Here is a 12,933-nt window from a genome sequence, read left to right as displayed (position 1 = left end):
CGTATGGGAGACCGTGCTCCCCTGACGAAGATCAGCGAAGTTCGGCGCGCCCATCTCGTCGGAATCGGCGGCACGGCGATGACGCCTCTGGCAACGATCTTGCTCCAAATGGGGATCGACGTCACTGGATCCGATCTCGCCACCAATCAGGCCATGGGGCCGCTCCGGTCGCTGGGGGCTCGCATCTTCTTCGGCCACCGCGCCGAGCACGTGGGCGATGTTGACATCGTCGTGGCGTCGTCCGCGGTCCCGGAGGACAATCCAGAGCTGGCCATTGCCCGAGCGCGAGGGATCCGGACGGTGAAGCATTCCGCCGCCCTGGGGAGCCTCATGCGGGAACGCCGAGGCGTAGCTGTGGCCGGAACGCACGGCAAGACCACGACCTCAGCGCTCATCGCCTTCATCCTGGATCGAGCCGGGCTCGACCCAACGTTCCATGTCGGGTCGGAGCTGCTGAACTTCGGCCTGTTCGGCCGGCGTGGTCAGGGCGAATGGCTCGTCGCGGAGGCAGACGAGTTCGATCGGCGATTCCTCGACTATGATCCGGAGATCGCGATCGTCACAAGCGTCGAGCCGGACCACCTCGACTACTTCGGGAGCTTCCAGCACGTCGTCGACGCCTTCCTCTCGTTCGTCGAGCGCGTCCGTCCCGGCGGCGCGATGATCGTGTGCTGCGACGATCCGGTGGCCCGGGATCTCCCGTGCCACGGGACCCGCATCACCTACGGGCTCGCCGATGACGCCGATTGGCGAGTGACGACGTGGGACCCGGTCGACCGACAGCGAAGCCGGATCACCCTTCGGGGGCCAGACGGTGCGGGGCACGATGCCGAGGTCGCGCTTGTTGGCTCCCACAACGCGGTAAACGTGGCCGCTGCGGTCGCCACCGCGAGCCATCTCAGGGTGCCGTGGTCCGCGATCCAGGAGGCCCTGGCGGAATTTCGCGGCACGCGCCGACGCTTCGAGCTGATCGGAATCGCCGCCGGCGTCGCGGTCGTCGATGACTACGCACACCACCCCACGGCAATCCGGGCCACCCTCGCCGCCGCACGAGCCCACTATCGGTCGCCAATCTGGGCGATCTTCCAGCCGCACACCGCGCACCGCACCATGAGCCTCTTCGACGCGTTCGCCGGGAGCTTCGGCGATGCTGACCACGTTATCCTCGCGCCTACGTACCGTCCCGCGGGACGGGAGGCAAACGAGGACGATCCAACGGTACGCTCCCTCGCGCAGGTCATGAACCATCCGGACGCCGCCGTCCTGAGCGCGAACAAGGCCGTCGAGCGCGTCGTAACTGCCGCCCAGCCGGGCGACCTCGTCCTCGTCATGGGCGCCGGCGACATCTGGACGATTGCGGAGCCCATCCTCGAGGGGCTGCGCACACGGTGACGTCAAGCGGCATGCAGCGAGGGCAGGACCGGATGCGCGATGCTGCCGAAGGAGCCCCACCACCTGCGCCCACCCACCGCCCCGGCGACGCGGGCGCGCTTCGTGATCTGCAGCGGCGGATCGGGCCATCTGCGCGCGCTAACGAGCCGCTCGCCCGATATGCCTCGCTGCGCGTCGGCGGACCGGCCGACCTCTATCTGACCGCTCGCTCGACACAGCAGATCGTCGACGCCGTCGAGGCTGCCGCTGCGCTCGACGTGCCCTGGCGCATCATGGGCGGCGCGTCGAACTTGCTGATTGCCGACGAGGGCATAGCCGGACTCGTCATCCGGACGGCGGCCAACGGGGTATGCGAGGCTACCGACGAGCAGGGGCGTGTCCTTATTCGCGCCGAGGCAGGACGCCTGCTGGCCGGCCTCGGGAAACAGCTCGCGCTTCGCGGTCTGCGCGGGCTCGAGTGGGCCGCGAATGTGCCGGGCACGGTGGGCGCGTCCGTCGTCAACAATTCGGGCGCGTTCGGATCGTGCGTCGCGGAGCATCTCGCGTGCGCCAGCGTCTACGTCCTCGGCCAAGGCACCGTATCATTCGACGCGGCGGGGCTGGGTTTGGCCTACCGTTCCAGCCATCTGAAGCGCGGGAACCTGATCGGGGCCGTATTGGACGCAACCTTCCGCGTCGAAGTCGACGAGCCGAGCGTGCTGCGGGCGCGCATCTCGGAGATCCAGCGACTCCGCCGAGACTCTCAGCCCAGCGGATACAGCATTGGGTCCGTATTTGCGAATCCTCCGGGCGACGCGGCGGGACGGCTCATCGAGAGCGCTGGGCTAAAGGGCCGCGCGATCGGCGACGCGGTCGTCTCCCAGCTCCATGCGAACTTCATCGTTAACCGTGGGGCGGCCACCTCACGCGACGTTCTCCGTCTCGTGGCGCACGTCCAAACGACGGTGTGGCGGCAAACCGGAATCTGGCTCACGCCCGAGGTGCAGCTCGCGGGTCGATTCCGGCCGGAGGAACTGCTCGCGCTCGCCGGTCCACCAGGAGCCGCCGCGTGAGCCGCGCCGTTCCGACGCGAGCGACGCCAGCCGCCCACAGGCGACCGACCGCCCGGGGCGCCACGCCCGTTACGACGCGTGGCCGCGCACAGATAGCCCAGCGGGGCCGCCGCGGACCCGGAGTTCTCCACCGAATCTTCAGCGCCTGGCTACTCGGCAAACTCCTGGCGCTCGCGATTCTCGCGGGCGACCTCGTGGTGATCGTCCAGGGCGCGGTCGCGCCAACCTTGCAGGTCCGGGAAACGCTGGTATACGGCGCGGACCTCGTTCCCGTGACCGAGATTACCCCATTTCTTCCGACATCCGGCACGAGCATCTTCGCCGTGCGCGGCATGCGAATCGCACGCGCGATGGAAGGGATTCCCGCCGTAAAATCAGCCGAGGTCCGGGCAGTGCTTCCCTCCACCGTCAACGTCTTTCTTCAGGAGCGGATGCCCGTAGCCGCCTGGGTGGTGGGGCAGAGCCGCGCGCTCATCGACGAAGATGGCCTCGTGCTTGGTGACGCGGACGCCCTCCGGCCGGAGTCGCCGCTGCGCGAGATTGCGCCGTCGTTGCCGGCGATCAGCGCGCCCGAGGGCCCCGCGGTGCAACTTGGGGATCGAGTTGACCCGGCTGTCGTGCATGTGGCTCAATCGGTCGGTCCGCGCCTGGTCGCCATCGGGATGCCGGGGAGTCAGGTAGAGTACCATCCTGCAACCGGGGTCAGCCTGGTCGTGCCCGGGGGACCGCGCATCATCCTGGGGAACGCCGACGATCTAGCCGCGAAGCTGGATGCGGTGCAAGCGATCAGGGGACACCTTGACGCCACGCATCAGACGGCGCAGCTCATCGACGTGAGGTTTCTCGAACGGCCGTACTATCGATAGCCCTGGAGGGAGGACCATTTCCGCAGACCAGATAATCGTCGGCATCGACGTGGGTACCACGAAGGTGTGCACCCTCATAGCCGACATGGCGTCGGGCTCCCCGGAGATCCTGGGCGTTGGCATTTGCCCTTCACAGGGATTGCGCAAAGGGGTGGTCGTCGACGTGCAGGCCGCGGTCTCCGCTATCGAGTCCTCGTTGCGGCGCGCCGAACAACAGTCCGGCTTCAAGGCGATGAGCGCTCTCGTGGGGATCGCGGGAGCACACGTGCTCTCGACCAACAGCCACGCTGTCGTTGCTGTCCGCAACACCGACGGCGTCATATCGTCCGAAGACGTGTCTCGCGTGATCGACGGCGCGCGGATCATCCAGCTTCCACCGGATCAAGAGATCCTCCACGTGATTCCGCGCCACTTCGTTGTAGATGGCATGGATGGGATCCGTCACCCGGTGGGCATGGTTGGCCGCCGTCTCGAGGTCGAGGCAAACATCGTGACGGGCTCGATGACGTCGATCCACAACCTTGTCCGGTGCATCGAATCCGTTGACGTCGACCTGGACGCGCTGGTCCTCGAGCCACTGGCCGCAGGCTGCGCCGTGCTCTCCGAAGCCGAGCGGGACCTCGGGTGCATGGTCATCGACATTGGTGGCGGCACGACGGACTCGGCCGTGTTCCGAGACGGCAGCTTGATACACTCGTTCATCCTGCCGGTTGGCGGGTACCAGATCAGCAATGACCTCGCGGTCGGATTGCGTGCGACGTTCTCTGTCGCCGAAGAGCTGAAGATCCGACACGGCTCCACGACGGCGCGGGCCAACGAGGGCGAGATCATCGCCGTCCCTGCATACGGTCGCGACGAAGGGCAGCCGGTCGATCAGCGCGTCGTCGCGGAGATCATCGAGGCGCGCCTTGCCGAAACCTTTGAGATGGTTGAGGCCGAAATGACGCGCGCCGGCTACCGCGACGCGTTCCCCGCGGGGATCATCGTCACTGGCGGGTCCGCCCAGATCGCTGGGGTGGCCGCGCTTGCATCAGAGATCCTCGGCGTTCCGGCGCGTATCGGCGTACCGACGGGGCTGCGGGGTCTGGCCGACGCGGTGCGGGGTCCTGCCTTTGCTACGAGCATCGGGTTGCTCATCTGGGGCGGCGAGCAGCTCAACCTGTCCACGCATCCACGCGGGAAGAGTAGAATTGCGCGCACCGGCGCATCGCTGAAGACCTGGTTAGGAAACTTCTTCGGGTGACGCCCAACCGGCGAAGGGGGTGAGCGTGGAGAACGGACGCACAGAAGGCTCAGCCCGTGTCGCCGTCCTGGGGGTCGGAGGCGCCGGAAGCAACGCCGTCGACCGGATGATCGCCGCCGGCCTCCACGGGATTGATTTCGTCGCGCTGAACACCGACCAGCAGGCGCTCACCCGGTCGCGCGCCCCGAAGCGAATCCGGATCGGCGATCGCACCACCCACGGACTCGGGTCCGGCGGCAACCCTGGCGTCGGCGCGAAGGCTGCCGAAGAGTCGGCCGACGACATCGCCGCCGTGTGCCAAGGCGCAGACATGGTGTTCGTCGCCGCGGGCATGGGGGGCGGCACGGGGAGCGGGGCGTCGCCCGTCGTCGCACGGATCGCTCAGGAAGCAGGTGCCCTGACCGTCGGCGTGGTGACGAGGCCCTTCGCCTTCGAGGGATCGCGACGCCGCCGAGTCGCGGATGAAGGGCTGGCAGCCCTTCGAGAGCGCCTCCACACCTTGATCATCATTCCGAATGACCGAGTGCTGCAGGTCATCGATCGTCGGACCAGCGTGGAGGCCGCGTTTTCCGTGATCGACGACGTATTGCGGCAGGGAATCCAGGGCATTTCTGAATTGATCACCCGCCCCGGGCTGATCAACCTCGACTTTGCCGACGTGAAGAGCGTGATGTACGAGTCGGGAATCGCCCTCATGGCGATCGGGACTGCAACGGGCGACGACCGCGCGGTCGTGGCGGCCGAATCGGCAATGGCAAGCCCACTCTTGGATCTCTCGATGCAGGGAGCGCGAGGCGTGCTGTTCAACATTACCGGCGGCAACGACCTCACGCTTTCCGAAATCAATCGCGCCGCGGACGTTGTGCGCGCGGCGGCCGACCCGGACGCGAACATCATCTTTGGCGCCGTTATCGACGACGCGATGGAGGGCGAAGTCCGCATAACCGTTATCGCCACGGGATTCGATCCGTCCAGCTCACATGCGGGCCGGGGCTACGGGCTTCCCAGCCTCCGCGCGGCGATTCTGGACGAGCCCACAGCGGATCCCCATCCGCCCACTGGAACCAGCGCAATCCAGGATTCAGGTCTGGATCACCCGTTTGCCGCGCGACCGGGCATCCGGCCCTCCGTTGATCAGCCGCCATCCGCCGCGCCCGAATGGCGCACTGGCGGAGCCGCCCCCAGCCATGTCGATTGACGAACGCCTGGCCGAGGTGCGCCGGAGGGTCGCTGAAGCCGCCGAACGAAGCGGACGTCCGCCAGATGCCGTCCGGATCGTCGGCGTGAGCAAGGGCCACGGGCCCGAGGTGATCGCCAGCGCGATTCGCGCAGGACTGACGGATATCGGCGAAAATCGCGTCCAAGAGGCTGCATCGAAAAAGCCACGAGTCGAAGGCTCGGCGCCGCCTGCCCATTGGCACCTTGTCGGTCACCTTCAGTCCAATAAGGCCAAAGCCGCTCTCGATCTCTTTGATACAATTCACTCAATTGACAGCCTGCGCATCGCTCAGCGCATTTCATCCCTGTCAAATCGGCCAATTCCGGTGTATCTCGAGGTCCAATTCGCGCGCACTCCGGACCGATTCGGGTTCGATCCCAGCGAATTGGAAAACATCGTTCGCGAAATCGCTCCGCTTCCGAACCTCGTGGTCACCGGATTGATGACGGTTGCTCCCTTGGGACTTTCCAAAGAGGACACGCGAGCAGTTTTCCGCACCCTGCGTGCGCGCCGAGACGCGGTGCAGCAGGCGAATTCCCATATCCCACCGCTGGGACTTTCGATGGGCATGACCGACGATTACCCGATCGCAATCGAGGAAGGGGCGACGGTCGTGCGTATCGGCCGCGCGATTTTCGCCGACTGACGCGAGCCGGTCACGAGCCCCATCTGGCATTACTGGAGACGTATGTTCGTACACTACCTGCAGCTGTTCATCGACTATCTGTTCCAGGCGCTCACCCTGGCGATTATTGGGAGGGCGCTGCTGTCCTGGTTCCAGCTTCGTCCGGGCAATCCGTTCTATCCCCTCGCCGTGATCCTGTTCCAGATCACCGAGCCGATCCTCGGTCCGCTCCGACGAATCCTGCCACCGTTCGGCATGATCGACCTCTCGCCGCTTGTCGCGCTCCTGCTCCTCCAGGTCATCAACTCCGTATTGCAGCAGGCGCTCGTGAGCGCGGCGCGCAGCCCATTCTAGGACGAAGTTAGCTCGGCAGCTCGTGGACGCCCATCGCGTCGACGAGCTTTGTCCGTCCTGTCCCGCCGGAGAGAATGCGTACCCGGGACACGGGGATGTCCAGCCAGTCCGCCAGAATCTCGCGAACCGATTCGTTCGCTTTGCCCTGTACCGGTGGGGACGTCGTCCAGACCTCAACGCGGCCGTCGCCGCGTCGCACGGCGATTCGGGTCGACCGCGGGTGAACGTGCACGACGAATCGGACCAACGCAAGCGCCTCGCAGACGATCAGCCTAAACAAATGGTCATATCTGTGCAGATACGCCAGGCAGATACGCATGTTCCCGTATAATATAGTGCTCACTGTGGAATGTTCGTGAGGGGTTCAGTGTACCAAGCACCGCGTGGAACGCAAGACATCCTGCCCGAAGACGTCCCGTACTGGACGTTCGTCGAATCGACCGCGCGCCGTTTCGCCGCGAGCTTCGGCTATCGCGAGATCCGCACGCCGACCTTCGAAGACACCGCTCTGTTCTATCACGGTGCAGGCGAAACCACGGATGTTGTCGAAAAAGAAATGTACTCGTTTCGGGACAAGGGCGGAGCGGACATCACGCTGCGCGCGGAAGGCACGGCTCCGATCGTTCGTGCCTATCTGGAGCACGGGCTGTATGCTGGTCCACAGCCGGTACGACTCTTTAGCTTGATCAGCGTGTTTCGCTATGACCGCCCCCAAGCGGGTCGGCTTCGGGAGCACCACCAGTTCGACTGCGAAGCCCTCGGCGACGACGACCCGGCGCTCGACGCAGAGATCATCACCCTGCTCTGGCGCCTGTATGGGGCCCTCGGGCTGCGGGAACTTTCGATTCAGCTCAATTCCATTGGATGTCCTATTTGCCGACCGGCCTACATCGCCGCGCTTCGTCAGTACTACACCGGGAAGATGCTGAACGAAGAGACCGGCGAGCCCGTTCTCTGCGCCGATTGCCGACGCCGTCTGGAGCGCAATCCCCTGCGCCTGCTCGACTGCAAGGTCCCGACCTGTCAGCCCGTCGCCGACGCGGCGCCTTCGTTCGTCGATCATTTGTGCGCCGAATGTACGGCGCATTTCGCCTCGGTTCGGCATCTCCTGGAGATCGAGGGGATTTCCTTCTCGTTGAACAGCCGTCTCGTGCGCGGGTTCGACTACTACACGCGAACCGTGTTCGAAGTTTGGCCGCCCCGGGTGGGCGCGCAGTCTTCGATTGGCGGCGGCGGCCGCTACGACGGACTGGCCGAGCAGATTGGGGGGCGCCATACGCCCGGGGTGGGCTTCGGAACGGGGATCGAGCGCCTCATCCTGAATCTGCGCGCGCAGGGGGTGAGCGTCGACGATCCGACGCTCCCAGACGTGTTCGTCGCACCCTTGAGCGAGCGTGGAAAAGACGCCGCCGCGCGATTTGTTTCGAGTCTTCGAGAAAATGGCGTCCGCGTCGTCGCCGGCGTTGGATCGAAGTCCCTCCGTGCGCGGCTGCGCAATGCCGATGCGAGTGGCGCGCGATGGGCAGCGTTTTTCGGCGATGATGAAGTGAAGGACGGGACCGTTGCCTTGCGCGACCTCCAACAAACGGCTCCGCAAAGCGTCCCAATTTCGGACGCGCTGATAAGGCTCAGAGAAACGCGAGGACGATCGTGACACAAACCGTCACCGGCTTGGGCGAATCCCTGCGCGCGCGAATCGCGGACGCGGAGGCGCGCCTGAAGGAGATCGACCAGGAAATGACGAGGCCCGACGTGGTGACCGATTCGCGGCGGCTGCAGGAGCTTGGTCGCGAGCAGGCATCGCTGGCCCCGATCGCTGATCGCGGCCGGGAGCTGGCCGACGTCGAACGCCAGATCCAGGAGAACCGTGCGCTGCTTGCCGAGGAGGACGAGGAGCTTCGCACGCTGGCAATGGAGGAGATCGAGTCTCTCGAACGCCGACAGAGGCAGCTCATCTCCGACCTGCGAGAGCTGATGCGGCCGCGCGACCCCAACGACGAGCGCAACGTGATCATCGAGATCCGGGCAGGCACCGGCGGAGACGAAGCCTCGCTTTTTGCCGCGGACCTGCTGCGAGCGTACCTGCGCTATGCCGAGGACCGAGGCTGGAAGGCCGACGTGATGTCCACGAGCGAATCGGGCGTCGGCGGTCTCAAGGAGGTGATCCTGGAGATCACCGGGCGCGGCGCCTACAGCCGCCTGAAGTACGAGAGCGGCGTGCACCGCGTGCAGCGGGTGCCGGTAACCGAGGCTAGCGGACGCATTCACACGTCGACCGCCACAGTCGCCGTCCTTCCAGAAGCCGAGGAAGTCGACATCCAGATCGCCGAGGAAGACCTGCGAATCGACGTCTATCGCTCGACAGGCCACGGCGGGCAGAGCGTGAACACGACCGACTCAGCCGTCCGCATCACCCACCTACCCACAGGAATGGTCGTCACCTGCCAGGACGAGAAGAGCCAGCTCAAGAACAAGAACAAAGCGATGGCCGTCCTTCGGTCACGCCTGTACGACCTCCAGCAGCGAGCCCAGCACGATCAGGTCGCGGAGCTGCGCCGATCACAGGTCGGGACGGGCGAGCGCGCCGAGAAGATCCGAACCTACAACTATCGCGAGAATCGTGTTACAGATCACCGAATCGGGCTCACCGTGCACCAGCTCGACAGCATAATGGAAGGGCAGCTCGATCTCCTGATCGAGCCGCTCATTTTGGCGTCTCAACACAGTGAGGACGGCCCACTCAGCCCCAGACCATGAGCTCCAAGGGGAAAACGCGTGGCTTTGCCTTCACACTTCGCGATCTCGGGTCCGTCACCCTTAGGGTCATCCGCGCTCAGCTGGGCCCAGGATCGAATGCGTCGATCAGGAGTAGACGCTCCGTGGCTTACTGCCCTCGTGCTCTTCGAGCGAGCCACCGGGCTCGGGCGTGAAGAGGTGCTCGCGCACCCCGACGCGATGGTATCGAGGGCCCAGCTCCACGTCTTTCAGGCGCTCGTGGAGCGTCGATGCCACCGCGAGCCCCTCGCATACATTCTCGGGTACCGCGATTTCTATGGCCGGCGATTTTCCGTCGACCGTTCTGCCCTGATCCCACGCCCGGAAACAGAAGGGCTCGTATCCCTCGCGCTCGACTGTATCACCCGACTCCGCGCAGAGCGGTCGATGGACGCGGGAGCCGCCATCAACCGACCCTTCGACGTGCTCGACGTGGGGACAGGGTGTGGCTCCATCGCCGTGACGATCCTCGCGAGTCGATCGGACTGCCGGGTTGTGGCGACCGATGTCGATCTCCAATGCTTGCGCCTCGCACGATCGAATGCGGTGACCCACGAGGTCGCCGAACGACTCGAGCTCGTGGCGTGCGATGTGGTCGATGGTCTGGCACTTCAATCTCCCCTCATCGTCGCGAACCTCCCATACGTGCCCACGAATGAGATCGACCAGCTGGAGCCAGAAGTGGCTGAATTCGAGCCCCGGCGCGCGCTCGACGGCGGCGCTGACGGGACGGCTGTGATCCAATCGCTCCTGACTGCGCTGCCTCGCGTGATGGAACCGGGAGGCACGGCGCTGATGGAATTCGGGGATGGCCAGAGCCCGCGGCTTCGCGACGCCGCGCGGTTCATCCTGCCGAGCTGGCCTATCCGAACGGAATGCGATGCCTCCGGAACCGAACGGTACCTCCTCGTCGACCGACCCTCCGCCGGTGGCTAACACGCACGAGCGGATCGCGCGTTGGACCGGCGTTCCCGAGATAGACCAGGAGATCGCACAGCGCGCCGCCACGATCATCCGTCGCGGCGGGCTCGTGGTCTATCCCACCGACACCGTGTACGGGGTCGGCTGCGATCCGCTGAACGAGGCAGCCATTCGACGCGTCTACGAGGTCAAGGGACGACCGGACGAAAAGGCGATCATCTGGCTCGTCTGCACCATCGAGGATGCGCGCGCGTGGTGCGTGGTCGACTCCAGGGCGGAACGGCTGGCAGCGCGATTCTGGCCGGGCGGCCTCACCATCATCCTTCCACGGCGGTCGCCGTCTGCATCGGGGTTGAATACGCTCGGAATCCGCGCCCCCGCCCACGCCGCGGCGCTCGCCATCATCGGCGCCGCCGGCGGGCGTGTCGCGACGACCAGCGCCAACAAGACCGGCCAGCCCGCCGCCCGGACCGGTTCTGAGGCCGCCGAGGCGATCGGCTCATCGGTAGACCTCGTCGTCGACGCGGGAGAAACGCCGGGCGGGATCGAGTCAACAATCGTCAACCTATCGGGGCCCGGGTATCAGATTCTTCGCCCCGGGGCCATATCACAAGAGGCGGTCGCGGAGGCCCTGGAGCGATGACCGGGACGGGTCAGCGCGCCGCGAGAGACGCGTCGAGGATGTCGACGGCCTCGTCAACCTCTTCCTGGCTCACGATGAGAGGGGGCACGAAGCGCAGCGTGCGTGGGGATAGCGCGTTTGCGATGAGCCCGCGGTCGCGCAGGTCGTCCAGGACGGTCCGCGCAATCTCCTCGGCAAACTCCACCGCGAGGAGAAGGCCGCGCCCTCGAATGTCCGAGATCACGGGGTGTCGCTTTTGGACATCCGCGAGCCGTTCTGTAAAGTAGTGCCCCACAACGTCCACGTGTCGCACGAGTTCGAGGGCCTCGATCTCCCGTTGCACGGCGAGCGCGACCCCGCAAGCGAGCGGGTTCCCCCCAAATGTCGACGCGTGATCGCCCGGCTCGAAGACCGCGAAGCGCTCCTTGGCGAGCGTGGCGCCAATAGGGAAGCCGCTCCCCAGTCCCTTCGCAAGGGTCATCACGTCCGGCTCGACACCCCACTGCTCGTACGCCCAAAGCGTGCCGGTCCGCCCCACGCCTGTCTGCACTTCGTCGAAGATGAGCATCAGCCTTCGTTCGTCGCAGAGCGCACGCACATCGGCAAAGTAGCGAGGATCTGGGACATTGACGCCGCCCTCGGCCTGGATGGGCTCCAGGATCACCGCCACGGTGTCCTCGGTAACCGCGTCCGCGATTGCGTCGACGTTATTGAAGGGCACGAAGTCGTAACCGTCGGGCATTGGCTCGAAAGGGCGTCGATAAGCGGCGTTCCCGGTCGCCGCCACGGTACCGAGCGTCCGTCCGTGGAACGAGTTCTCGGCTGCGATGACGCGATATGCGCCACCGCGCTCGCGCTTGCCCCACTTGCGCGCGAGTTTCAGCGCGCCTTCGTTGGCCTCGGCGCCGCTATTCGAAAAGAACACGCGGTCGAACGCCGATCGCTGAATGAGGAATTCGGCCAGCTCGATCTGCGGCAGCGTATAGAGCAGGTTCGACGTTTGGACGAGTTGAGCGGCCTGACGGGCCAGGGTGTCGGCAACGACCTGGGGAGCGTGCCCGAGACTGCACACGGCTAGCCCGCCGAGGAAGTCAAGATACGGTTTCCCGTCGACGTCCCAAAGTCGGCAACCCTCCCCGCGCGCGGCCACGATGGGATAGCGACGGTACGTGAACATCAGGGAGCGACTTTCGCGCTCCATCCATGCCGCGGCATGGCTCGTCTCAACGTCTGGCACGATTCCTCATCTCCCCCGACCCGTCGGACCTCGGTCGAGTCGCTCCTGCTCGCGGCTGTATTCCTTGAGAAACACCGTCACCCCAGCGGCAAGCGCGGCGACCAGCGCCTTTTTCAGCGCATTCTGCAGCACTTCCGACATCTCACACCTCACTCGCGAGAATCAGTCGACACGACGGTCCCCACGCCGTCCGCTGCGCGGAGCGCGTCGATGACGACGTGAGGAGCACGCCCGTCGACGATATACGCAGCCCGGGCGACCGCGAGCGCTCGGGCGCAGGCTTCCACCTTCGGAATCATCCCGCCGTGGATCACGCCGGCGCCAATCAGCTCCCGTGCCATGGTCGGACTCATTCGACGCATCGGCCCCTTCCCATCCCCTGCGGATACACCGTCGACGTCGGTGAGGGAGATGAAGGTGTCGGCTCCCAGCGCCACGGCTATTTCGGCGGCCGCCGTATCCGCGTTCACGTTCAGGAACGTTCCATCGGACGTCACGGCGAGCGGCGCGACCACCGCGACGTAGCCCGCGCCGAGCGCGCACTGGATCGGCGCCGGGTTCACCGCCTCCACCTCGCCGACCAGGCCGTAACGCGCGTCCCGAATTTGCGCCAGCAGCATGCGGTCA

The 12,933-nt window shown here is 65.6% G+C and carries 15 protein-coding genes; 11 read left to right on the top strand and 4 right to left on the bottom strand.

All coding sequences use genetic code 11. The features are described 5' to 3' along the window. Positions 1-3: 3 nt before the first annotated feature. The 7 genes from murC to VFC51_18235 are packed head-to-tail and all read left to right on the top strand — an operon-like array spanning position 4 to position 6,751. Entirely contained in the window at positions 4-1,392 is a 1,389-nt protein-coding gene (gene murC, locus VFC51_18265) for a UDP-N-acetylmuramate--L-alanine ligase (protein HZT08973.1), read from the top strand. 32 nt (positions 1,393-1,424) lie between these two features. After that, complete coding sequence (murB, locus tag VFC51_18260) at positions 1,425-2,444, top strand: UDP-N-acetylmuramate dehydrogenase (protein ID HZT08972.1); 1,020 nt, start codon at positions 1,425-1,427, stop codon at positions 2,442-2,444. Next, the gene (locus tag VFC51_18255; GenBank protein ID HZT08971.1) at positions 2,441-3,310 is read left to right on the top strand and encodes an FtsQ-type POTRA domain-containing protein; all 870 of its coding nucleotides are present in this window, start codon (positions 2,441-2,443) and stop codon (positions 3,308-3,310) included. Before murB ends, VFC51_18255 begins: the two co-directional genes overlap by 4 nt. Beyond that, the gene (gene ftsA, locus VFC51_18250; protein ID HZT08970.1) at positions 3,303-4,553 is read left to right on the top strand and encodes a cell division protein FtsA; all 1,251 of its coding nucleotides are present in this window, start codon (positions 3,303-3,305) and stop codon (positions 4,551-4,553) included. The genes VFC51_18255 and ftsA overlap by 8 nt, the downstream gene beginning before the upstream one ends. 19 nt (positions 4,554-4,572) lie before the next feature. Beyond that, positions 4,573-5,751 carry a cell division protein FtsZ gene (ftsZ, locus tag VFC51_18245; protein HZT08969.1) on the top strand — a complete coding sequence of 393 codons (1,179 nt, stop codon included), beginning with the start codon at positions 4,573-4,575 and terminating at the stop codon, positions 5,749-5,751. Further along, on the top strand, positions 5,741-6,418 hold the full coding sequence (locus VFC51_18240; protein HZT08968.1) for a YggS family pyridoxal phosphate-dependent enzyme: 678 nt from the start codon (positions 5,741-5,743) through the stop codon (positions 6,416-6,418). The genes ftsZ and VFC51_18240 overlap by 11 nt, the downstream gene beginning before the upstream one ends. A gap of 42 nt (positions 6,419-6,460) precedes the next feature. Further along, positions 6,461-6,751, top strand: a complete 291-nt coding sequence (locus VFC51_18235; protein HZT08967.1) for a YggT family protein — start codon at positions 6,461-6,463, stop codon at positions 6,749-6,751. 7 nt (positions 6,752-6,758) lie between these two features. Here the strand turns inward: VFC51_18235 and VFC51_18230 are convergent, their stop codons facing one another. After that, on the bottom strand, positions 6,759-7,031 hold the full coding sequence (locus VFC51_18230) for a DUF167 domain-containing protein (protein HZT08966.1): 273 nt from the start codon (positions 7,029-7,031) through the stop codon (positions 6,759-6,761). 87 nt (positions 7,032-7,118) lie between these two features. Here VFC51_18230 and hisS point away from each other — a divergent pair, with 87 nt between their 5' ends. From hisS to VFC51_18210, 4 genes are read left to right on the top strand one after another with little or no spacing between them, the layout of a single operon-like run. Beyond that, positions 7,119-8,405, top strand: coding sequence for a histidine--tRNA ligase (gene hisS, locus VFC51_18225; protein HZT08965.1), 1,287 nt, complete (start codon positions 7,119-7,121; stop codon positions 8,403-8,405). A 29-nt stretch (positions 8,406-8,434) separates the two neighbouring features. After that, the gene (prfA, locus tag VFC51_18220) at positions 8,435-9,508 is read left to right on the top strand and encodes a peptide chain release factor 1 (protein ID HZT08964.1); all 1,074 of its coding nucleotides are present in this window, start codon (positions 8,435-8,437) and stop codon (positions 9,506-9,508) included. Positions 9,509-9,526: 18 nt separating this feature from the next. Continuing rightward, entirely contained in the window at positions 9,527-10,462 is a 936-nt protein-coding gene (gene prmC, locus VFC51_18215; GenBank protein HZT08963.1) for a peptide chain release factor N(5)-glutamine methyltransferase, read from the top strand. After that, positions 10,455-11,090 carry an L-threonylcarbamoyladenylate synthase gene (locus VFC51_18210; GenBank protein HZT08962.1) on the top strand — a complete coding sequence of 212 codons (636 nt, stop codon included), beginning with the start codon at positions 10,455-10,457 and terminating at the stop codon, positions 11,088-11,090. Before prmC ends, VFC51_18210 begins: the two co-directional genes overlap by 8 nt. 10 nt (positions 11,091-11,100) lie before the next feature. On the opposite strand, the gene VFC51_18205 is transcribed toward VFC51_18210, so the two are convergent. The 3 genes from VFC51_18205 to VFC51_18195 form a co-directional block, all read right to left on the bottom strand. Beyond that, the gene (locus VFC51_18205; protein HZT08961.1) at positions 11,101-12,306 is read right to left on the bottom strand and encodes an aspartate aminotransferase family protein; all 1,206 of its coding nucleotides are present in this window, start codon (positions 12,304-12,306) and stop codon (positions 11,101-11,103) included. A 6-nt stretch (positions 12,307-12,312) separates the two neighbouring features. Further along, the gene (locus tag VFC51_18200) at positions 12,313-12,447 is read right to left on the bottom strand and encodes a hypothetical protein (GenBank protein HZT08960.1); all 135 of its coding nucleotides are present in this window, start codon (positions 12,445-12,447) and stop codon (positions 12,313-12,315) included. Positions 12,448-12,455: 8 nt separating this feature from the next. After that, positions 12,456-12,933, bottom strand: a 478-nt coding sequence (locus tag VFC51_18195; GenBank protein HZT08959.1) for an acetylglutamate kinase, incomplete at its 5' end; no start/stop codon positions are given.

This window comes from Chloroflexota bacterium (genome assembly GCA_035652535.1).
Lineage (GTDB): Bacteria > Chloroflexota > UBA6077 > UBA6077 > SHYK01 > DASRDP01.
This window is presented reverse-complemented; position numbering and strand designations above follow the sequence as displayed.

What these genes read in the sequence shown, in the direction of transcription:
- VFC51_18200 (HZT08960.1), bottom strand. Translation starts at nt 12,447, where the DNA reads ATGTCGGAAGTGCTGCAGAATGCGCTGAAAAAGGCGCTGGTCGCCGCG.
- murC (HZT08973.1), top strand. Translation starts at nt 4, where the DNA reads ATGGGAGACCGTGCTCCCCTGACGAAGATCAGCGAAGTTCGGCGCGCC.
- VFC51_18235 (HZT08967.1), top strand. Translation starts at nt 6,461, where the DNA reads ATGTTCGTACACTACCTGCAGCTGTTCATCGACTATCTGTTCCAGGCG.
- VFC51_18240 (HZT08968.1), top strand. Translation starts at nt 5,741, where the DNA reads ATGTCGATTGACGAACGCCTGGCCGAGGTGCGCCGGAGGGTCGCTGAA.
- murB (HZT08972.1), top strand. Translation starts at nt 1,425, where the DNA reads ATGCGCGATGCTGCCGAAGGAGCCCCACCACCTGCGCCCACCCACCGC.